The organism is Caldifarcimen microaerophilum (genome assembly GCF_055387105.1).
This window is the reverse complement of record NZ_AP038914.1, coordinates 856,180-877,627: the sequence shown is the minus strand read 5'-3', so window position 1 is coordinate 877,627 and position 21,448 is coordinate 856,180. Positions and strand designations below refer to the sequence as shown.

Sequence of the window (21,448 nt, the reverse complement as noted above, 5' to 3'; positions counted from 1 at the left end):
ATGGGAAAACGTTATCCCCGTGCTCCTGTTATCGAAGCTCTGTGTGAAATCCGGCTATCGGCAGAAACACCGTGGGATGCAACCGTTCCGGGCCTGTTTTATGAAACCATCCGGACTGATTTCCCGAAAAAAGAACAGCGTATTATTCAGGAGATCGAGTTTTCGATGGAACCTCACGGGTTTCAGCAACGGATCCGTTCCGTTGAACGCATCTTGTTTTTCGCCGAAAATAAACCTTTGCTCGTTCAGCTTGGTCCACGTGTTCTGGCCGTGAACGCACTCCAACCTTATCCTTCATGGTCAGGCTTCAAGCCCTATATTGAGCAAGCCTGGCAAAACCTTCGACAGATTGTGGATGTAAAGGGAATCGAACGTGTTGCCCTCCGATACATCAACCGAATCGAACTGCCATGCAAACCAAACGAAATCAGCGAGTTTTTTGCGTTTCACCCCGATCTTGGTTCCCAGTTGCCTGGAGATCGTCTTGTGCACTTTGGACTGGAAGGAACGTTTGCATTCGCCAAGCACCGGGATCGATGCCGAATCAAACTGTTTCCGGAGAAAAGAGAGATATCAGAGGATTCTACCCCGATGGCCCTGATCCTCGATATCGAGTATTTTTTAGCGAAATCGGAAGACTTTGCCCCGGACAACGTGATGACATGGATCGAGGAAGCGCACGAGCGGGTGGAGGAAATGTTTGAAGGTAGTATTACTGATATGCTGCGAGAGCGCTTTACCGAGGAGGTGAACCGTTGAGCCACATTCATGAACCCTCGGGTAAAGAATGGAAGGAAGGGAGCGCTGTTCTTTCTTTCTCTCTGCTTGGTGAAGTGAGGAATGACCCGAAAAGGAAAGTTTTTTCGCCGTCGGGTTCCCCATCATCTCCCTCGTTGAGCAGTGCAGTACAGGAAAATATCATCCACACGCAGAGTGAAAGAAGCGCAATATCGATTTACTACGATACGATTATGCAGGTATTTGCGAGGATGCAGGAAAACCATGTGGAAATGGTGCATTCCGGCGAAGTTCTTCAATATATCTTTCGCCATCCCGGGGTTGTGGACGCGCTGCAAGCCGCTGTGCGTGCAGCACGCCAGCAATTCCCTGATGCTCATTTGACGCTTCAGGTTTATCGCGATCCCGAGATTGAAGATGCCTATATGGTGCTTTATGTTCGTATGGAGACCTACGATGAAACGTTCCTGGGCCGGATGAAGGAGATCGATCATCTCCTGGATCAATTCCCGGGTGGAGATGGATGGTTGCTGATCACAACGGATTTTAAAAAACCCGAAAGAGAACATCCATATGGGAAGGGCGTTTGATTGGAAAGAATATCTGGAACTTGCAAAATCGCTGGAGAATTTTCAGGGAGAAGGATTTTCCCAGGAAGCGGTAGAGCGATCAGATGTCAGTCGAGCTTATTACGCTCTTTTTTGCACGCTCCGGGAATATGCTGCCCGATATCTGAATTTCCGTCCCACAGGAGGTCCTGAAGATCACGGACGCTTGCGGGAACATCTGCTGCACAATCGTCAGGGGAGCTGGGCTCAAGACCTGGGTCGCCTGCGGCTGTGGCGGAACGCATGCGACTACGAAAATGAAATCGAGCCGAACCAGAGAAAGTGGATGTTCAGGGCCTCCATTCGTCTAGCAGCGGATATTGTCAAGCAATTACCATGAAGGTTTTTCGCAAAGTCCTCATCGCCAACCGGGGGGAGATCGCCGTCCGGGTGATCCGGACCCTCCGGCGGATGGGCATCCGGAGTGTGGCGGTTTTCTCGGAAGCCGACCAGGACGCCCTCCACGTTTTTCTTGCCGATGAAGCCTATCCCATCGGTCCTCCTCCCCCACGGGAGAGCTATCTCAACATCGAGCGGATTGTGGACGTGGCCCGCCAGGCAGGGGTGGACGCGGTCCATCCGGGCTACGGATTTCTGTCCGAAAATCCCGCCTTTGCCGAAGCGGTGGAAGCCGCTGGCATCACCTTCATCGGTCCACCGCCCGAAAGCATGCGCCTTTCCGGGGACAAAGTGGCCGCCCGCAAGGTGGCCATGGAGGCAGGGGTTCCCGTGGTCCCCGGTTCCCCCGGTGCCCTGCGGGATGTGGGAGAAGCCCTGAAATACGCTGAGCAAGCCGGATTCCCCGTTCTTCTCAAGGCGGCCATGGGGGGTGGAGGGAAGGGGATGCGGGTGGTGTCCACACCGGAGGAACTTGAAAACGCCTTCCGGCAGGCTTCCGCCGAAGCCCTCCAGGCCTTCGGGGATCCGGGGCTCTATGTGGAGAAGTTTCTTGTGGAACCCCGGCATATCGAGTTCCAGATCCTGGCTGACCGGCACGGAAAGGTGGTTCATCTCTTTGAACGGGAATGCTCCATCCAGCGGCGGCATCAGAAGCTGGTGGAGGAGTCTCCGTCCCCGGTGATGACGCCGGAACTGCGGGAGCGGATGGGGGAAGCGGCGGTGCGGTTGATGAAGGCCATCGGCTATGCCAATGCCGGGACGGTGGAGTTCCTTCTGGATCGGGACGGCAACTTCTATTTCATGGAGATCAACGCCCGCCTTCAGGTGGAGCACCCCGTGACGGAGATGATCACGGGGCTGGACCTTGTGGAATGGCAGATCCGGGTGGCCCAGGGCGAAGCCCTTCCCTTCGATCAGGGGGACCTCGAACAAAGAGGCTATGCGGTGGAAGCCCGGATTTTTGCCGAAGATTCCTTCAACCATTTCCTCCCTTCCCCTGGAGTGATTGAACTCCTCCGGGAGCCCGCCGGTCCGTTTGTGCGGGTGGACAGCGGGGTGTATGAAGGGGCCCGGGTTCCGGCGGAATACGACCCCATGCTCGCCAAACTGGTGGTGTGGGGGAAGGATCGGGAGGAAGCCCTGGCCCGGATGCGCACCGCCCTGACCGAATACTGGGTGGGGGGGGTGGAAACCACCATCCCCTTCCACCTTCGCCTGTTCCACGATCCCGAGTTCGTTGCAGGGAACTATTCGGTCCAGTTCCTGAACCGGCGGACGGACCTCCTGGCCTTTGAAGCCCCCCGGCACCTCCAGGAGCTCTCCTTTGAAGAGGAAGTCATCCTGAGCCTGGTCCTCCGGGAAGCGAAAGCAGGAACCGTCCAGAAAAATCCGGGTGAGGATCCTTCCCCCCGGAGCGTGTGGACCTGGGTGGCCCGGCGGGAGGCCACGGGACAGTGAAGAACGACCTCCGTTCCCGCCGGACGGATACGTTTGAAGAAGGGCTTCTTCAGGCCATTCACCTGGGGGAGGACGCGGACACGGTGGGGGCCGTATACGGCCAGCTTGCCGGAGCCTATGACGGGTACGAGGCCATTCCGTCCCGGTGGTGTGAGAAACGGATCATGGAAGACAGAATCCGCAACATGGCCGATCGTCTGTTTGAGGCGGCCTGGGTATGAGAATTCTCCACACGGCCGACCTGCACCTCAGGCAGGTGGGCGATGAGCGCTGGGAGGCCCTGATCCACCTCCTGGACAGGGCACGGGAGCTCCGGGTGGACGCGCTGGTGGTGAGCGGAGACCTGTTTGACCGGACCCTGGACGCCGAAGCCCTCCGACCGGAGATCCGAAGGGTGCTGAGCGGCCTTTCTTTCCCCGTGGTGGTGATTCCGGGAAATCACGACGAACAGGCCTTTCAACAGGGCTATACCTTCGGAAAAAACGTCCACATCCTCTCCGATCCAGAAAAACCTTTTCCCCTCAAAAACGGCAAAGCATGGCTATGGGGCTTGCCTTTCGACGCTTCCCTTCAGACCGAGGAAGCCACCCGGGAACACCTTCGACGCCTTTCCCATCAGGCTTCAGCATACGAGGGACTGCGTATCCTTCTCTACCACGGCGATTTGCTCGATCTGTTTTACAGTGGAGAAGATACCGGAGGCGAAGAAGGACGATACATGCCGGTTCGACTCTCCTGGTTTCACGCCCTGTCCTTCGATTTTGTACTCGCAGGACATTTTCACAGCAGGGTCCATGAACTTCCTTTCGCGCCGGGAAAGTATTTTATCTACCCGGGCTCGCCCGTCTCCATCACCCGCAGAGAAACGGGGACCCGGCACGCCATTCTCATCGAAGACGGCGAACCGATCCAGATCCCCCTTGCAACCTTTCACTACGTTTCCCTCTCCGTCTTCCTTTCCCCCTTTGACGAAGAACATCCCCTGCGCACGATCCAGAGACATCTGGAAGAGATTCCTTCATCGGCGAAGGTTTTGCTCACAGTGGACGGCGGATTTCGGTCCGGAAAGTGGAATCTCACGGAAAAAGAGCTTGAAGAGAAAATTCCCTCTCTCGATCGCCGGATTGATTCGGATGCCCTCCAGTTCATGGCACGCGATGTGGATGGCATCATGGAAGACGGACTAATGCGGGATCTCTTCAGGGTACTTTCAGAAGAAATTCAGGACCCACAGGAGCGGGAAGCGATGTGGAAACTGGTCCTCCACGCCCGACTGAGGTCCGGATCATGAAGATCCGTGAATTTCATATCCTTCGATACGGACCCCTGCGAAATATCACGTGCACGTTCGATCACAGGAACCTTGTCCTGCTCTGGGGATACAATGAAGCGGGAAAAACCTTCCTCCTCGAAGCGCTCATCGATTTTTTACTGAAATCCCGCCAGAAACGACGGGGAAAAGAAAAACGAGATCCATACACGCGAATTTCAGAACGTCCTGATGGACACGTACAGGTGGACGTGGACCAGCGCCTGTCATTTCCGAACCCCTCTCCCCTTCACGAGCGCCTCGGACTTTCCCGGGAAGAATTCCTGAACCTGTATGTGGTTCGGGACAGCGATCTGGATATCCGCGAAACAGGGAAGTTTCTCACCTCCATCACCGACCGACTGATGGGTATTCGGTCCGATCAGATTCGCAAACTCCAGGCGGCCATTCGGGAACACGCTCATCTGACAGAAAAGGGAAAATTCCAGAATACCGAGGCGGGTGGAAAAATTGAGGATCGCCGGAAAAAAGCGGAAGAGCTTCTTCAAACCCTGAAAAAAGCTGAAGAGCGTATACGGGAAAAGAACCTGGAGAAACTGGACGGACAGCTGCTTGAAATCCAGGAAACCTGTGAACGGCTGGAACACACCCTCAGGGAAATGGAGCGGGCGAAAACCTGGAACGAACTCCAGAAAGATCTTGATCAGATCATGGAGATCCGGGAACTTCTCAAAGCACTGCAACCCGTTCAGCATCTCGAGGAGGAGGACCTGAAAGCATGGCAAAATCTTTTTCAGGAACGTACCAACCTGGAACGCCAGCTGCGTGATATAAGCGATAGACTGAAAGAAGCCGAAACCAGGATTCACGAAAAAGAGCAGGGACTGGAAGATCTCGAAGGCCGCATCACCACGGTCTCCCGACTTCAGAGAATACTGGAAGAGGAAGTCCTTCCGGGGCTTAAAGAACTTGAACAGCGGGAACAGGTATGGGCACGCAGAAAGGCACAGCAGCCCCTCTGGCTTGGTCTCACCCTTGTGTCTCTGATCCTCCTTGGATTCAGCCTTCTCGGCGGTCAGTTCCTCTGGAGCTTGCTGTTTTTTGCAGGACTTGTAGCGGGTGGTGCAGGGCTTGCGCGGATTTTCCTTACAAAAAGCGCGCTGGAAGAACACCGGAAACGCCTGGTCCTCCTTGCAGCCCGCGCAGGGATCCACGGTGAACAAACCGGAGAACTCCTTGAAGCATTTTACAGAAAGAAAGAAGAGATCGAACGCCTGAAAACCACATACGAAAAGTTACAAAGTGAGGTGGAAATCCGCAAGGAAGAACGGGATCGCCTGCGCGAGAAGAGAGATAAGATCCTGTATGAAGAACTCCCCGGGGTGGAACGGAAAGAACGAACGCTGGCTGAACGGACGGGCGCGAAAACGTATGAGGAACTGGAAAAGGCATTGCAAGAAAAACAGCGTCTGGAGAATCAGATCGAGGGGAAACTGAGCGCCCTGGAACACCGGTACGGACGAAAGGGTGAAAGCCTGGAAGACCGCATCCGGTTTCTTGAAAACCTGTTAAAAGAACAACAAAACCGTCTGGGCTCACCTCCAGAGATCGCGTATGAAGAAGATCGCTACAGAGAACTCAGAGAAACCCTCTCCAAACGAAAAGAAGAATGGGAGACACTTGAGCAAACGCGGCAGAAAATGAGGGATGCGTGGATTTTATGGAGTCAGGAGGCAACGTTTATCCTGGGAGAACCGGTGACCATGGAAAGCATCGGACAGATGAGAGAAGTCCGGCGCCGGATCGAGAGGTGGCTTGAAGATCTGTACAGGAATCGAGAACGCGCGCTGAAAGTCATCGAAATCCTCGAAAAGATGGACCGGATAGAACGGGAGAAGGTCAAAACCCTGCTGGGACCGGATACGGAAATTTCCAGGCGATTTCGGGACCTTACCGGGAAACGCTACCGGGCGGTCATCTATGATGAAAACGATCAAAAAATCAAACTGGTTCCAGCGTTTCCCACCGATTCCGGATATCTGGAACCTGAGCACCTTTCCGGGGGAACCTTTGACCAGCTTTATTTCGTGGTTCGGACGGTTCTGGGTGAAGCGGTTCTTCAGGGGAAACCGGGCTTTTTCCTTCTGGACGATCCCTTTATTAAGGCAGATCCACAGCGACTCCGGCTTCTTCTGGCCATGCTTGTGGATATGGCCCGGAAGGGATGGCAAATCCTGTATTTTTCTTCCAAAGGGGAAATTCGGGAAGCCTTCGAAGCGATGACCCGTGAGGATACCACGAGGGATCTTGTTCGTGTGGTGAAAGTGGAATGAGCCGTTTTCGCCTCCTCACGCCGGCCAAGGTGAACCTGGGTCTGTGGGTGACCCGCAGGCGTCTGGACGGCTATCACGACCTGGTGAGCGTCTTTCTCCGCATCCCCCTGTATGATGAGCTGGACATCCAGGTCCTTCCCGAGAATACCTTCATTCTTGAAAGCACCCCGGAGCTCCCGGAGAACAACACCCTGCGCCGGGCGTGGGAGGTTTTCGGGCGAAGGCCGGGCCTCCGTGTTCGACTTGCGAAGAGCGTTCCGGTCGGGACGGGGCTGGGAGGAGGAAGCGCCAACGCGGCGGGTCTTCTCTGGGCCCTCAATCACCTTTCAGGATATCCCCGTGGTTTTGAGGAAATGCTGGATTTGGGGCGCCGGGTGGGGGCGGATGTCCCCTTCTTTCTATACAGGACGCAGGTCGCCCTGGTGGAGGGGATCGGGGAGAGGGTGACGCCCCTCCCCTGGTTCTGGCCGGAGGACTGGTCCCTGATGCTGGCCGTTCCTCCCTGCTCCATCTCCACCCGTGCCATGTACGAAGCCCTCACACCGGCGGATCACACACCCCGGGACGAAGCCCTTTCTCACATCCGGGCCTTTCTGGAAGGACTTGCATCCGGTGACCCCGACGCCTTCCAGCATCTGGAAAACGTGTTTTTCCCTCATGCCATGCGAATTTGCCAGAATATTCAGAATCTCGTGAATGCGCTTCAGAACCGGGGTGCCCGCTGGATTTCCCTTACAGGAACGGGAAGTGGAGTGCTTGCCCTGTTTGACCGACCGGTCAATATGCTTGCGGAAGGACTTGACATCCCGGATGTGAGACTGTATCTTATGAGCCCCCCGCCTAAACACCCCCTCCTGCCCCGGGGAGCGCCTCCGAGCCTCCCCGGGGTTTTGATTTTCTGAGGTCTTTTATGGATCCCGGACGGTTCCTGATTCTGGGATACGACGCGGAAAACCTGGAAACGCTGAGAACCTTTCGGCCCTTCGGCGTGTTCCTGACGAGCCGTTTTCGGAATCTCTCTCCCTCCGAACAGCGTGCCCATATCGAGAGGCTCCGTAAGACCCTCCCGGATGTGTGGCTTGTGACGGATCAGGAAGGAGGGTATGCCTCCTGGCTCCTTCCGGGATACCCCTCTCCCCAGGAACTGGGAAGGATGCCGCCGTCCCGGGCACGGGCGTATCTGGAGCGAATGGCGCAGGCCCTGGCCTCCCGGGTGGATGGAAACTTTGCGCCGGTGGTGGACCGGTTCCGGGAAGGAGATCCGGTGGTGTCTGGAAAGGGCCGGGCGTTTGGCGAAGATTCCCTTCAGGTCATCCTCTACGCGTGGATCACCCTCTCCGCCCACCGGCGGGTGGGGCTGGTTCCGGTGGCCAAGCACTTTCTTGCCCAGAGTCTGGCGGTGGGAGATCCCCACACCGGGGAGAGCGTGGTGGAGGCGGGGTGGGACGAGCTGGAGGCGGACCTGGAGATCTACCGGTTTCTGATTCACGAAGGGCTTCCTGCGGTGATGGCCGGGCACATGCGGATTCCGGTCGGTGACGACCGGCCTGTCCTTCGTTCCCCCTTCTGGATCGGCAGGGTCCTTCGGGAAGATCTGGATTTTTCAGGGGCGGTGATCACGGACGATCTCGCCATGGGGGCCGTGGAGGATCTGGAATCCACGGTGGAGGAGGCTTTTCTGGCCGGGGTGGATCTCTTCCTGGTGGTCTGGGACCGGGAGGGAGCCTTTGAACGGGTGCGGGGTGCGCTGATGGAAATTTTGAAAACCGGGACGGGCCGGAGACAGGCGGAGGCAATGATCCGGCGAATACGGCACTTACGGAAATCGGGGTGAGAATTAGGGTGGGGGAATGGACCGTATCGAGTGATAAACAACGAAATGTTCTACCCCGCGCCGCGGAGCGCGTCCCTCTTCCATCGGAAAGGGGTAGATAAGGAATTGCTGTAGCCGTCCCTCATGGAGTGTCCTTCATCTGGCTCGCTCGACCCTTTCCCCTCAATTGCTGGATGTACAGCATCGCCACGCTCCCGATGAGACCATACAGTCCCAGAATGGTCCAGAGTTCATCCGGGTTGTGGGTGCCCATATAGATCAGGATCACCAGAACCGTGATGCTCATCAAGACGAGACCCGGGAGGGCCACCGCGAGCCGGGCTCCGGTCCGGTGACGAAGTTTGAGATTGGCCAGAGACACGCCGATGGAGACGAGAAGAAAGGTGAGACTGGAAAACTCGGCGATCACGGAGAGGGAACCGAGGAGGGTAAAGCCTCCGGCCAGAGTGGTCATCACGAGCACGGCGATCCAGGGAACGCCCCGGCGATTGCGCCGGTTCAGGAACGCAGGCATCATCCCTGACGCCCCCATTTCGGCCATCATGTGACTGGCCCCAAAAAGGGTGGCGTTAATGGCCGAACTTGTGGCCAGCAGGGCGGCCAGTCCCACCAGAACCTGTCCGGCATTCCCCAGCACGGGTCGCGCCACTTCTGCCAGCGCATATTCCCGGGCCCGCACGAGCTCCTCCAGACTCATCGTGCCGATGGCCACCACGGCGAGAAGGAGATAGATCAGACCTGTAATCACAATGGATCCGTAAATGCCCCGGGGAATATTGCGTTCCGGATGTTCCGTTTCCATCACCGCGTTGGTGATGAGCTGAAACCCCTCATAGGCCACAAAAATCACCGCCGCGCCCAGGAACAACCCCCCGGCTCCCCGATCCAGAAGGGGAAAGAAACGATCGGATTCCACCTGAACAAGACCGATCACTCCGAAAAGACCCAGGATAATGATTTTGGCATACACCAGGAGATCTTCGGTTTCCCCCGCACTTCGCACACCCCGGAGATTGACCACCATGAAAAAGAGGATGATGGACAGGGAGAGCCACAGGCGCACCGGGACGCTTCCTGCACTGCCCAGAAGACTTGCCCCATAGGCTCCAAAGGTGAAGGCGTACAGGGCCAGGGTTCCGATGTAACCCAGAATCACGACCCACCCTTCCACACCCGCGATCCAGGGATGCCGGGGCCATGCCCGAAGAAGGTAGGTGTAACTTGCCCCGTCGTCTCGAAAGGTGAGGGCAAGATGAACGTAGTGATAGCCGGCGGCAAGGGCAATGAGCATGTCGATAAGAAAGGAGAGGGGCGCACCATGGCCAGCCAGGTTCACCGCAAGACCCAGCACCGAAAAGATGCCCCCTCCGATCATCCCCCCCACACCCATGGCAATGAGTTCGGGGAGTCCCAACTTGCTGTCCGCAGAACGCAGCGTTCGGGGATGGAAACGCATCACGCAGGATCTGGAAAGGGCGGAAGGTTCCCGGACGTCAGAGCAGGGTCGGGGCCCCTTCCGGAACCTTTTTCTCGATCTTCTCCAGGATTTCCAGGAGTTTCCACACCTCGTCGGTGGGAAGGGGATCAATGAGTTCGTGGAGGAAGGCGGCCCGACGTTCAATGATCCGGCGAAGCACCACCTCACCCCGGGGGGTGAGGGTCACAATGGCCGTTCGACGATCCTTTTCCTTCCGGTCCCTTCGCACCAGCCCCCGGCGCTCCAGACGGTCCAGAATGCCGGAAACCGTGCTTTTGGCAAGATAAAGCTCCTGGGCCAGGGCGGTCTGGGTGGTTTCCCCATAGGAATACAGGCGGGCCAGCACGTCCAGCTGGGGAGGGGTGAGGTCCAGCTCCTCCAGTTCTTTTCGGCCCTCGGCGTGAGCAGCCGAGGCGAGTTTGCGAAGGATTTCTTCAAACCGCCGTGCTTCGTCCCGAATAACCACGGGGCACCTCCTTGTTTTCATCCATGAGGGCAGTGAGGGCCAGAAGGGTGAGCCCTTCCGGTCCCCCCTTCAGGGTGACCTCCACCAGCGTGTCGGGGGGATAGAGCCGGAGGAGGCCTTCCGGATCCACCACGGGAATTCCCTCAAAGGGAAGTTGCTGGAGAGTCCCGATGGTAACGTTGTGGATCCGGAGATGAATTTCCACATTGTGGCGCCCCCAGCGCACCACATCCCGGAGGAGATCCCGGTCCACCTCCTCAAGCTCCAGATCGACCGGGAGGGCCACAGCTCCTCCGGAGTCCTCCGAAAAGAAATATTCCAGTTCCTCGATGAATTCCGGAAGATCCCGGCTCTCCATGCTGAATCCTGAGGCGAGTTTGTGCCCTCCCCACGAGAGAAAGAGATGGGAAAGGGCCCGCAGCATCTGGAGAGAGTCTCTGCCGTGGGGATAGCGGACTTCGCCCACCACTTCCTGGTTTTCCTTTCGTCCGGTGACGATGGTGGGAAGGCCAAACTGGTCTTTCAGGCGGGACGCAACGTATCCCAGGTAATGAGGTTCCACATCCGGCAGATCCACATACACATACCGGCGCACCCGCCCCAGGCGGGACAGGGCCAGCTCCAGGGCCTTCTGGGCCCGGTTGTTCCAGGTTTCCACCCGTTCCCAGAGAACCTCCAGGGATCGGATGGCTTCGTCTTCCTCCCGGGCGAGGAGAAAGGTGACGGCAAGGGACTTTCGATCCTCTTCGGAAAAGCCGGACGAAACGAGAGGAACCAGCGTATTCAGGTCGGTGTGTCCCCCGAGTTTCTGTTGCAGGGCCCGGGTGAAAGGAAGGCTCCGGGTGTGAAAGAGCTCGGTCCCGGTCTGAAGGATGATCTGGTTTTCCGAAACGAGGGGAACCCGGTCGGCCAGGGTTCCCACCGCAGCATAGATGAAGAGTTCGGGGAGTTCCCGGGTGATCTGCTCCAGCCCCATCCGCTGGTCCAGACGAAGAAGGTACCAGGCCATTTTCAGGGCGACCCCCACCCCGGCCAGATAGGGGTAGTTGTCCCCGCCGATTTTGGGATTCACCACATAGGTCTCGGGCAGGACCTCCGGGGGTTCGTGGTGATCGGTGATCACCACCTCCATGCCGAGCTCCCGGGCGAAGGCCACCTCGTCCACGTTGCTGGTTCCGCAGTCCACGGTCACGATGAGATCCACGTTCCCGGCAAGGGATTCCAGGATGGGGCGGGTCAGCCCGTGGCCGTCTTTTCTCTTGGACGGGACGATGTAATCCACCTGACCCGGGCGGGCCCCCATGGCTTCCAGGGTGCGGAGCATCACCGCGATGGAGGTGAATCCGTCGGCATCTTCGTGCCCCCAGATGAGGATGCGTTTCCCCCGTTTGAGGTTGCGGAGAATCACATCGGCGGCGGGCTTGATGTCCGGAAGGGTGTCCGGGGGGATGAGATGATCCAGGGTGGGGTTGAGGGCCGCCTCCACCGCGGCTCGGGACGTGAATCCTGCCTCCACCAGGAGGTCCACCAGTCGTGGGTGGGCCCCGTATTCGTCACGCAAAATCCGACGCATGTCTTCCATCGGCGTCGTGGCCTCCGTCTTCAACAGACCGGGGGATGAGGGGGCTCGTAAGCCGGGTTCTGTTCTCGGCAACCATTTCTCTCGCCTGCGGGTTTCCCCACAGGCTGAAGCGGCCGACCCGGGAGTTCGTGGGTGCGGGGCACACCCGTGACCTCCCTGCTTGGCCTTGCTCCGGGCGGGCGGTTGCCAGAGCCTCCCTTTCGGGAAGCCGGGGGCCTCTCACCCCCTCACGCCACCTCGCGGTGGCGCCGGTGGGCTCTTACCCCACCCTTTCACCCTTGCCTGGCCCATGCGGGCCTTCGGCGGTCTTGTTTCTGTGGCCCTACCGTGGGTTGCATCCGCAACCCCCTGGGTGTTACCCAGCGCCCTCCCCTCTGGAGCCCGGACTTTCCTCCCCCTCACGGGAGCGGTTGCCCGGCCCCCTCATCCCAAGTTTCGCCTTAATTTTACAGCATTTTTGGGGTATTCACAACCTGAAAATATCGGGGTGGAACGGCCCTTGAAGGGGTGCTGGTGAGGGACTATAATAACGCTATGCGCAGGCGCTCGGTCTGGCTGTGGGTCAATGGGTTTCTGGGATTGGCGAGCATCTGGGCTGCCCTTCTTTATGCTCCGCGCGCGGCGTGGCCGGGTCCCAAAGGCGCGGTCCTGGGTGAGGTTCAGCGGATTTTTTATTTCCACGTTCCCCTTGCCTGGATGATGTTCTTCATGTTCGGCCTTGCGGCCTGGTGGAGTTTTCGTTATCTCACCTCACGGGATCTTCGCTTTGACCTGAAGGCCGCCTCGGCGGTGGAGGTGGGCCTGCTGTTCTCCGTTCTCGCCATCGTGACCGGTTCTCTCTGGGCCAAACCTGCGTGGGGTGTGTACTGGACCTGGGATCCCCGTCTCACCACCATTTTGTTGCTTTTCCTTGCCTATGTGGGCTATGCCCTTCTCCGGAGCACGCTGGAAGATCCCGAACGTCGGGCCCGCCTCTCTGCGGTGGTGGGTCTGGTGGTGTTTCTGAACGTTCCCCTCACGTATTTCTCCGTCCGTCTGTGGCGTTCTCTTCATCCGGTGGTGTTTCTGGAGAAGAACCAGGCGGTGAAGATCTCCCCCCCCATGCTGACGGCGCTCCTGATCAACCTGGTGTTTTTCACATCCCTGGGGTTGTTTCTCGTGCGGCTGCGGGAACGTGTGGCCCGCATGGAACACGCCCTGGAAAGTGAGGAGGGACCATGAGTGAACTGGTGTATCTCTTTGCGGCCTATGGTGTGGTCTGGCTGGGGCTGTTTGTGTATCTCGGGATTCTCCACGCAAGGGTCCGGGAACTGGAACGGCGTGTTCAGGAAATGGATTGACCGGACTGGTGGGTGACCCGTTCCCCCGTGGATCTTGACCGCCTCTTCACACCTGTTCAATATGTCCCCGGTGTGGGGCCCGCGAGAGCCCGGGCCCTGGAAAAGTGCGATCCTCCCATCCGGGTGGTGGAAGATCTCTTTCTCTTCCCACCCAGAGATTACTTTCCCCTCACGCCCCTTTCGGCTGCGGACGTTCTCCGGGAGGTGCGGCGGGGCGTGTCCACCCCTCTGGTGTTTGAAGGCCGGGTGGAAACCCGGGGGGACATCACCCTTCGCAGCCGGCCTGCCCTCAGCCTGATCCTGGTGGATCCCGACGAGACGGGCGCGGTCGAACTGGTGGTTCCTCTCCCCAAGGATCCAGCACGGCGGGCGGCCATCCGGAACCAGTATGCGCGGGGCACACGTCTCAGGGTGATGGCCCGGTTTTCTCTCCCCCCCAGGGGGCGGTTTCCCCGGGCCGTGGGCTTCCGGAAAATGGGGGACGAGGGGGTGTTCCCTTCGTCTTTCGGGGGCCTGTATCGTCAGTGCGGCCGGATCTCCACCGTGGATCTCCTGAAAATCGTCCAGGCCGCCCTTCACCGGTATGGAGATGCCCTGGTGGAAATCCTTCCGGAGGAACTTCTGAAACGGCGGAAACTCCCCACGCGCCGGAAAGCGGTGGAGCGCCTCCACTTTCCTCCGGGGAGGGCCCGGGACCCCCAGGCGTGGCGACGGTTCGTGTATGAAGAACTGTTTCTGTATTTTCTCGACCTGTTTCGGGAGAGCCGGCCCCTTCAGACGGCCCGGGCCCCGGTGATCCGTCCCACCGGAGCGCTGCTAAATCCCTTTCTTCAGCACCTTCCCTTTTCCCTCACCGGGGCGCAGGAGCGTGTCTGGGAAGAGATTCAGGCAGACCTCGCCTCCGGTCGCCCCATGCACCGGCTTCTCCAGGGCGATGTGGGATCCGGGAAAACCCTGGTAAGCCTGCTTGCGGCCCTTGCGGTGGTGGAGAATGGATATCAGGTGGCCATCATGGCCCCCACCGAAATCCTGGCTGAGCAGCTTTTCATGGTGTACGTGTCCTTTCTGGAGGCTCTTCCCGTTCGGGTGGCCCTCCTGGAGGGGAGCCTCTCTCCTGCCCGGAAAAACGAGATCAAAGAGGCCGTTCGGGGGGGAGAGGTGGAGATCCTGGTGGGAACCCATGCCCTGATCCAGGAAGACGTGGAGTTTGCCCGGCTGGGGCTTGCGGTGGTGGACGAGCAGCACCGGTTTGGCGTGCTCCAGCGGGCGGCCCTTCTCAAAAAGGGGAATGAAGAAGTGCCCCATTTTCTCGTGATGACGGCCACGCCCATCCCCCGGACCCTGGCCCTCACCCTGTATGGTGATCTCGACGTATCGGTGATCGACGAGCGCCCCCACCGGGGGAAGGTGGAAACCACCTGGATCCGGTCCCGGGAGCGACGGGAAGAGCTCTATCAACGTCTGTTTCGGAGGGTTCTGGAGGATGGAATCCAGGCCTACGTGGTGGCCCCCCTTGTGGAATCCTCCGAAAAACTGGAGGTTCAGGCTGCGGAGGAGCTCTTTGAGGAGCTCAGGGAGAAAGCCCCGAAGGGTGTGCATCTCGGGCTGGTGCACGGGCGGATGCCCGCCCGGGAGCGCAGAAGGGTGATGGAGGCCTTCCGGAAAGGAGACCTTCAGATTCTCGTGGCCACCACGGTGATCGAGGTGGGAGTGGACGTTCCGGGGGCCACCGTGATGGTGATCGAAGACGCCCACCGCTTCGGACTTTCTCAGCTCCACCAGCTCCGGGGCCGCATCCTCCGGAGCGATCGGGACGCCTATTGTGTGGTGGTCACCCCCTCCCGCCTCGGGTCAGATGCCCGGAAGCGGCTGAAGGTGTTCGTGGAGGAAAGCGACGGTTTCCGGATTGCAGAGGCAGACCTTGCCATCCGGGGCCCGGGGGAACTCCATGGGACACGCCAGCACGGCCTTCCCCGGTTTGTGTTTGCAGATCTATCCGGGGATCCCGAAACCCTCCGCATCATCCAGCAGGCCCGGGAGGATGCCCGGGATCTCCTGGTCCGGGATCCGGACCTGAAACACCCGGAGCATGAGCGGCTTGCCCGGTATCTTCAACTGCGCAGAGAACATCGTAAACTGGTGACCGTGGCATGAACTGGCGATTGTGGACCTTCCGGGTGATCCTGTGGAGCGTGTTCTTTTTCCTGTTTTTCCTGGCGCTGGACATCTGGAAGGCCACCGGGGTGTATACCCTGGAGCGAACTCTTTCCCGGGTTCTGAAAGGGGAGGTTCGGATTGAGGGACTATCCCTGGAGCCACCCCTGGGCATCCATCTCGCCCGCTTCCAGGTGGACAGCGTCCTCCTGGTGCGGGAGGCCCACCTCCAGTGGTTCCCCGTGTTTCGGATCCGGAAAGCCCGGATCCTTTCGGCCTATGTGGATCTGGATGCCTGGATACCCCGATTCTGGGTTCCCGCGGGCGGAGGGCCGCCCCGTGCACCGGTGTTTCCTCCCCTTGCGGTGAACGCGCTGTATCTGAACGAAGCCCGGGTCCGAACCGGAGGGGTGGAATACCGGGCGTCGGGCCTTTCGGGACGCTTTGCCATGGGGGGCCACCGCATGGTCATCCCGTTTGCCTTTCGTTCGGTGGATGTGCCCTTCCGGGGGAGATTTTTCAACGTGCGGGGCGTGTATCGGCTGGACTATCCGGAAAACCGTCCCCGTCACCGGGTGGATCACCTGGAAGCCGCGGGGATGGACACCCTCCGGGGGCTGGATCTCGTGGTCCGGGGGGACACCGTGCGTTTCCATACGCCGTTTCTGGTTCTCCACGATGTGGGGACCCTTCGGGATGTGGGGGGGACCTACACCCTTTCCCACCGGCGGCTTGCTGTTCGGGTGGGAAAGGCCCGCCTCCTCCAGGGGGAGCGCCTCCAGGATGTTTCGGCCACGGTGGTTTTCTCCCCCGATTTCCAGACCCTGTCGATCTTGACGGGACAGGGGGAGGTGGTGAACCGGGCACGGGTGCGGAACCTTCAGGGGTTGGTGCGTCTCGTTGATCCTTATCCCTTCGTCGTCCGGGGGGTGGCGGATTCCGTGTGGCAGGATACGCTGTGGACTTCGGGGGTGTTTGAGGTGGAGGGCGCAAGCACACCCCCCTATCGTTTTTCCTTCACCGGGTTCCGGGGGAAGGCGGGGCCCAGTCCGGTGGAGTCCCTTCGGGTCCGGGGGATGGTGGACCCCCCGCGGGTCTCGCTGGACACGCTTTTTGTGCGAACACGATGGGGAGACGCCACGTTTCAGGGGATGGTGGATGAGGAGGGGCCCCATGGATCGGGCAGGCTCCACATTCGTGACCTTCCCCTTCTCCTCAGGGAATGGACAGGACAGGAACTCGAAGGGGGTGAGGGATCGGTGGTGCTGGAACTGGATGGATGGTCCCGCATCCGGGGAAGGGGTTTCCTTCAGTATACGGCCTATGAGGGGTTCCGCACCCGCACCCTCCAGGCGATGGTGAGCCGGCATCGGGACACGCTGGAGGTGCGTCTGCACGGCGTGGCGCTCTCTTACAGGGATTCGCTGGTGCTGGATTCGGTGGGCGTGTATGCCTTCTATTTGCCGAATGCCCCCGGATCCTGGAGCCTTTTCCTCTCCCGGGGTTCTTTTCGGGCCGAACTTGCCGGTGTGCTTCAGGGACGATGGCCCCTGGTGGAACTCGAAAGTCGAAGGATCCAGGTGGAACCCTTCGGGGTGGAGCATCCCCGGCTGGAGGGGGTGTTGACCGACAGGCGGGCGAGTTTTTTCCTCACCGGTGTGCGGCCCTTTTCGCATCTCTCCGGGGAGGTGGTGTTTGGAGAAGGGGTCTACTGGCTGGATGCCCGGGTGGACGGCATGAATCTGGCCGTGCTTCGGCCGTTCTTTCAGCGGGAACTTGCCGGGACCTTCGCGGGGGAAGTGCACCTGGTGGGGGAGGGCCCCAGCCAGGAGGTGCGGGGTCGGGGAGAGGGGTCCGGCTTTTTCTTTGAGGGACTTCGAGCGGACCGGTATCGCGTGGGGTTTCGCTACCGCAAACCCTCACTGGTGATTGACAGCCTGGTGCTTCTGGATGCCGGGGGCCGGATTGACGTGGCAGGACAGATTCTCGCCGAACCGCCCAACCTTCTCAATCTCACCATCCATCTGGATGGAGGGGGGACGCCGGAGGCCAACGAGCTCCTGAAGGATCTCCTGATCGCCGACGAACTCCGGGGCTACGGCACCCTTGTGCTGCGGGGACCCGCCGCCTCGCCCTCTCTGTCCGGGGAAGCCGCGTTTGTGGGGAAGGACGTCCTCCTCATCGGGACGGGAACATCCCTGGATTCGGTGACGGCCCTGCTTGTGAGCCGTGAGGACACACTGGTGATTCGGGATCTCCTGGCCCGGGCCCAGGGGGGCACCCTGGAGGGGACCGGCTGGACCCGGATCGAGAATCTGGAGCCCCGGGAAACCCGGATGGACCTCCGGATTTCCCGCTTCCCCGTGGAACCGGGGCCCCTCATCTATGCCCGGCTTTCCGGGTCCCTTCGGGTGGAGGGTGTGCTTCCGGTGCTCTGGGTCCGGGGAGATCTGAGGATGGACGAAGCCTATATTGACGCCCGGTTCAGCAAACTCGGGGGTCCCCAGCGGGCGGTGGAGCCCTCACCCCTCCGGCTGGACCTCCACCTTTCGGCACCGGACGGGGTGATCCTGTCCAACGAACTCGCGGACGTGGAGTTTTCGGCGGATCTCAACGTATACAAGCCGGACGACATCAACATGTATCTCCAGGGGAACCTGGATGCCCTTTCGGGAACGTTTCTCTATCTGGATCGGGTGTTTGACCTCACCGAGGGAACCATTCGCTTCCAGAACGACCCATCGTTCAATCCGGAGCTCTTCCTGGAGGCCCGGACGGAGGTGGACACGTATATCGTGTATCTCACCCTCACCGGAACCCTTCAGGAGCCGCTGTTCGCCCTTCGTTCGGAACCCCCACTGGACACGCTGAGCATTCTCTCCCTGCTGACCCTGGGAACCCCCCGTCCCACCGACCTCCGCCAGGTGGCGGAGCTCTCCTATCTTCAGGGAAGGGTCCTCACCCTGGCGGGCGTGCTCCTTGCAGGGCGGCTTCGCCGGGAGGTGGGCATTCAGGAACTGGCCTGGCGGTCAGCCACCGGTGAGATCGTTCTGGGGGCGCGGATCGGCCGGAATCTGTTTCTCCGGACCTGGGGTGATCCCCGGGACTTTTTGAGTTTGTCCACCCGGATCGAATATTATCTCACCCGGAACCGGCGCTCGTCGGTCTATTTTGAGCGAAGCGGGGTGGGGCGGGTTTCCATGGGACTCCTGTATGAGTGGGAGTTCTGAGATCCCTCAGCCCAGGCGGTCCCACACCGCCCCCAGTGCTTCCGCCACCCGTTCCAGAAAGGTTCGATCGTTTTCGTCAAAAGCGGCGAGTTTGTCGCTGTCAATGTCAATTTCCGCCACAGGCCTCCCGTCCGGGGTGCGGATGGGCACCACGATCTCGGATCGGGTGTGGATGGAACAGGCGAGATACCGGGGGTCCTGATTCACATCGTCCACCACGATGGTGGCGTTTTCCCGGATGGCCGCGCCGCAGATGCCCTGGTTCACCGGGATCCGGGTGTGGGGGGTGGGACGCCCGATGTAAAAGGGGAAGAGGTCCAGATGGGTTCCTTCTTCGTTCAGAATATAGATGCCCACCCAGTGATAGGTGTCCCGGGCGTTGTGAATGGCCTGGATCACCCCGCGGAGCACCTCCTCCCGGCGGGAGGTGCTCTTCAGGAGGGAACGGATCTCTTCCAGGGCCTGGTGCATGCGGGAATCCATCGGTTGCACCTCCTATTTGCCCTTCCGCCACGGATCTGACCATAGTATGAGGAAGCTGGGAGAGAGGGTCAAACCGAAGGCATGCAGTATTGTTCGAGATACCGATCCAGGGACAGGGTGGGAGAAAGTGGCGGTGTTGACAGGGGATGTTCGACGAATGCCATCCATACCCAGATGTTCCATTGCTTGAAGGAAACTTCCCCACATTGGGTCGCGCGTAGTCGGGACCCAACGGGGCACCTCTCCTGCTCCGGACGCTGAAAAACCCCGAAACCGGGGCGATCCCCCCTCAGGGCAGCACGAGCCGGATGCGCCGCGGGGAGGAACCCTCCACCACCACCGTATACACCCCTGCCGGCAGGGGGATACGGATGCGCTCCATGCCTTCCGGCGAGACGCGACGGAACACCCGCCGTCCCAGGGCATCCAGGACAACGAGTTTCCGGGGGTGTTCTCCGGCAAACCGGAGCATCCGCGGGCCCTCCCACACGATCCGGAGCCCCGCCTTACGGGACTCTTCCCCGACTTCCAGGGCGAGAGCGGCCGAACGTCCGTGGATGTTGTCCATGAGCACGAGAGACGGCGTGGCGGATGTGGTGGAAAGGCGCCAGGCGGGATAGACGGTGCTCCCGTTGAGAGCGGCGCTCAGGGTGTCCTGCACCTTCACCCATCCGGCCTTCCCCACAAGACCCGTGAGGGTGTGACTGTTCTGCCAGAGGACGTTGGCCGTGCCGGGATCCGGTCCATCCAGCGCCTGAACGGTCAGGGTGACAGACGCACCGGCGGGAACGTTCACAAAGGCCGCGAGCACATTGCCGTAGGAAGCATCCCCCGGTGTTCCGCCCAGCGTCCAGGCGGGACCCACCAGAACGTTGTTTTCACCGGATCGCGCCGTGTCCCCCACACCGTGATAGCCGGTGTGCATCCCGCTTCCCACATACACCGCCCAGGTGGACCCGTTTCCATCCAGGTCATACGCCGTCCAGCCCGAGACGTTGAACTCAAACCCTTCTGCCCACACCGTGTAGTCGGGAAACACATAATCTGTAAAGCGCAGGGTGTCGTTGGCGGGATCCTGATCTCCGGGCTGCGCTGACCAGGCGGTGAGGGTGATCACGCCTTCATATCCCTGTCCGACATAAGGTGCAAGGGAGGTCGCAAAGGTGTCTTCGGCCGTGGAAGCGTAGGGACCGGCGGTGAGGGTGTACGTCGTGGTGTCCGACGAACCCCGGAATTCCACCACAAGGGCGCCCCCCATGGAGGTCAAATCGTTGCCGCCCCAGTTCCGGTGGACCACCCGAACTGTGTCTCCATCAAGCTGGGTGGTGATGAAGGGCCAGTTGGGAAACACGAAGGCCCACACGCCTTCATCCGTGGCGTGAGATTTCCGGGCGTACACGCCCAGACCCCAGTCCCGGGTGAAGGGGCCGTTCCAGGTCGTGCCGTCGAAGGAATACATGTTCCGGGTGGCGGGATTGGCGCAGTTGTTGCAGGCTTCAGAGGCCACCCACACCGTATCCGTCGCCGTGGCCAGCGAACGGAAACCCACCCAGAACAGCGTATTCTGTACGGGATAGGGATCGTCAAAATACACCGCAAGGCGCCAGCCCTGGATCGCGGGATCCGCTGGAATCCGAAAGGGGAAGGCGGCGAGAAGGGTGGTGGGCTGGCTGGTGGTTCCGGTCCAGAGGAACAGGGTATCGGTGAGGTTGGGGTCCTGATTCTCCGCAACGAAAAACACCTCCAGAGAATCGATCCAGATGGGCGTGGATTCCCCAGGTCCGGGGGAAATCTGAAACCGCGTCGCGATCCAGAGAGGCACGTTGGTGTAATAATAAATGTTCGTCGTGATGCTGTGATACCGATACCACTGGCCGGCCGTCAAATTCAGGGAAGGTTCACCCGTGGAAAGGGATTTGAACTCCAGGGAAGAAGCACCGTCCCGCTCCACCCGCACCACCTTCGTTTGCACCGGATAGGCCACCGCGTGCCATCCGGGACCTCCTCCCACCGGGATCCCGGCATAGACCAGAAGTGTTGAGATCAGTGTTCCCATCATCATGGATCCCCTCCGTT

Annotated in this window: 18 protein-coding genes, 1 other RNA gene and 1 pseudogene; 14 read left to right on the top strand and 6 right to left on the bottom strand. The window is 59.8% G+C overall.

What is annotated here, in order from left to right; translation table 11 throughout:
- From AC6HU3_RS04075 to AC6HU3_RS04030, 10 genes and pseudogenes are all read left to right on the top strand, one after another.
- Positions 1-759, top strand: coding sequence for a TIGR04255 family protein (locus tag AC6HU3_RS04075; protein WP_497474896.1), 759 nt, complete (start codon positions 1-3; stop codon positions 757-759).
- Positions 756-1,328 (top strand): hypothetical protein, encoded by a 573-nt coding sequence (locus AC6HU3_RS04070; RefSeq protein ID WP_497474894.1) that lies wholly within the window; start codon positions 756-758, stop codon positions 1,326-1,328. Before AC6HU3_RS04075 ends, AC6HU3_RS04070 begins: the two co-directional genes overlap by 4 nt.
- A complete protein-coding gene (locus AC6HU3_RS04065) occupies positions 1,312-1,686 on the top strand; it encodes a hypothetical protein (protein ID WP_497474892.1) in 375 nt (124 codons plus the stop codon). The genes AC6HU3_RS04070 and AC6HU3_RS04065 overlap by 17 nt, the downstream gene beginning before the upstream one ends.
- Complete coding sequence (gene accC / locus AC6HU3_RS04060; protein WP_497474890.1) at positions 1,683-3,203, top strand: acetyl-CoA carboxylase biotin carboxylase subunit; 1,521 nt, start codon at positions 1,683-1,685, stop codon at positions 3,201-3,203. Before AC6HU3_RS04065 ends, accC begins: the two co-directional genes overlap by 4 nt.
- Complete coding sequence (locus AC6HU3_RS04055) at positions 3,200-3,424, top strand: ADP-ribosylglycohydrolase family protein (RefSeq protein ID WP_497474889.1); 225 nt, start codon at positions 3,200-3,202, stop codon at positions 3,422-3,424. Before accC ends, AC6HU3_RS04055 begins: the two co-directional genes overlap by 4 nt.
- Positions 3,421-4,494, top strand: coding sequence for a metallophosphoesterase family protein (locus AC6HU3_RS04050; protein ID WP_497474887.1), 1,074 nt, complete (start codon positions 3,421-3,423; stop codon positions 4,492-4,494). Before AC6HU3_RS04055 ends, AC6HU3_RS04050 begins: the two co-directional genes overlap by 4 nt.
- Positions 4,491-4,574 (top strand): annotated as a pseudogene (locus AC6HU3_RS04045) (hypothetical protein); the annotation flags it as partial. The gene AC6HU3_RS04050 and the pseudogene AC6HU3_RS04045, both read left to right, overlap by 4 nt.
- Positions 4,575-4,724: 150 nt before the next feature.
- Complete coding sequence (locus AC6HU3_RS04040; RefSeq protein ID WP_497536329.1) at positions 4,725-6,806, top strand: ATP-binding protein; 2,082 nt, start codon at positions 4,725-4,727, stop codon at positions 6,804-6,806.
- Positions 6,803-7,708, top strand: coding sequence for a 4-(cytidine 5'-diphospho)-2-C-methyl-D-erythritol kinase (gene ispE / locus AC6HU3_RS04035; protein ID WP_497474885.1), 906 nt, complete (start codon positions 6,803-6,805; stop codon positions 7,706-7,708). The genes AC6HU3_RS04040 and ispE overlap by 4 nt, the downstream gene beginning before the upstream one ends.
- Positions 7,709-7,716: 8 nt before the next feature.
- Positions 7,717-8,640 carry a glycoside hydrolase family 3 N-terminal domain-containing protein gene (locus AC6HU3_RS04030; protein WP_497474883.1) on the top strand — a complete coding sequence of 308 codons (924 nt, stop codon included), beginning with the start codon at positions 7,717-7,719 and terminating at the stop codon, positions 8,638-8,640.
- A gap of 121 nt (positions 8,641-8,761) precedes the next feature.
- Here the strand turns inward: AC6HU3_RS04030 and AC6HU3_RS04025 are convergent, their stop codons facing one another.
- The 4 genes from AC6HU3_RS04025 to rnpB form a co-directional block, all read right to left on the bottom strand.
- Positions 8,762-10,096 (bottom strand): APC family permease, encoded by a 1,335-nt coding sequence (locus AC6HU3_RS04025; protein WP_497536283.1) that lies wholly within the window; start codon positions 10,094-10,096, stop codon positions 8,762-8,764.
- 37 nt (positions 10,097-10,133) lie between these two features.
- The gene (locus AC6HU3_RS04020; RefSeq protein WP_497474881.1) at positions 10,134-10,583 is read right to left on the bottom strand and encodes a MarR family winged helix-turn-helix transcriptional regulator; all 450 of its coding nucleotides are present in this window, start codon (positions 10,581-10,583) and stop codon (positions 10,134-10,136) included.
- Positions 10,552-12,165, bottom strand: coding sequence for a single-stranded-DNA-specific exonuclease RecJ (locus tag AC6HU3_RS04015; protein ID WP_497474880.1), 1,614 nt, complete (start codon positions 12,163-12,165; stop codon positions 10,552-10,554). Before AC6HU3_RS04015 ends, AC6HU3_RS04020 begins: the two co-directional genes overlap by 32 nt.
- A 32-nt stretch (positions 12,166-12,197) precedes the next feature.
- Positions 12,198-12,591: RNase P RNA component class A (rnpB, locus tag AC6HU3_RS04010), an RNA gene on the bottom strand.
- A gap of 108 nt (positions 12,592-12,699) precedes the next feature.
- Here rnpB and ccsA point away from each other — a divergent pair.
- From ccsA to AC6HU3_RS03990, 4 genes are read left to right on the top strand one after another with little or no spacing between them, the layout of a single operon-like run.
- Positions 12,700-13,386, top strand: a complete 687-nt coding sequence (gene ccsA, locus AC6HU3_RS04005; RefSeq protein ID WP_497474879.1) for a cytochrome c biogenesis protein CcsA — start codon at positions 12,700-12,702, stop codon at positions 13,384-13,386.
- Positions 13,383-13,505, top strand: coding sequence for a CcmD family protein (locus tag AC6HU3_RS04000; RefSeq protein WP_497474877.1), 123 nt, complete (start codon positions 13,383-13,385; stop codon positions 13,503-13,505). Before ccsA ends, AC6HU3_RS04000 begins: the two co-directional genes overlap by 4 nt.
- 27 nt (positions 13,506-13,532) lie before the next feature.
- On the top strand, positions 13,533-15,659 hold the full coding sequence (gene recG, locus AC6HU3_RS03995; RefSeq protein WP_497474875.1) for an ATP-dependent DNA helicase RecG: 2,127 nt from the start codon (positions 13,533-13,535) through the stop codon (positions 15,657-15,659).
- Positions 15,656-18,889 (top strand): translocation/assembly module TamB domain-containing protein, encoded by a 3,234-nt coding sequence (locus tag AC6HU3_RS03990; RefSeq protein ID WP_497474873.1) that lies wholly within the window; start codon positions 15,656-15,658, stop codon positions 18,887-18,889. The genes recG and AC6HU3_RS03990 overlap by 4 nt, the downstream gene beginning before the upstream one ends.
- Before the next feature lie 6 nt (positions 18,890-18,895).
- Here AC6HU3_RS03990 and AC6HU3_RS03985 read toward each other — a convergent pair whose 3' ends face one another.
- Positions 18,896-19,372 (bottom strand): GAF domain-containing protein, encoded by a 477-nt coding sequence (locus AC6HU3_RS03985; RefSeq protein WP_497474872.1) that lies wholly within the window; start codon positions 19,370-19,372, stop codon positions 18,896-18,898.
- A gap of 289 nt (positions 19,373-19,661) precedes the next feature.
- On the bottom strand, positions 19,662-21,434 hold the full coding sequence (locus tag AC6HU3_RS03980; protein ID WP_497474870.1) for a hypothetical protein: 1,773 nt from the start codon (positions 21,432-21,434) through the stop codon (positions 19,662-19,664).
- Between the last annotated feature and the right edge of the window lie 14 nt (positions 21,435-21,448).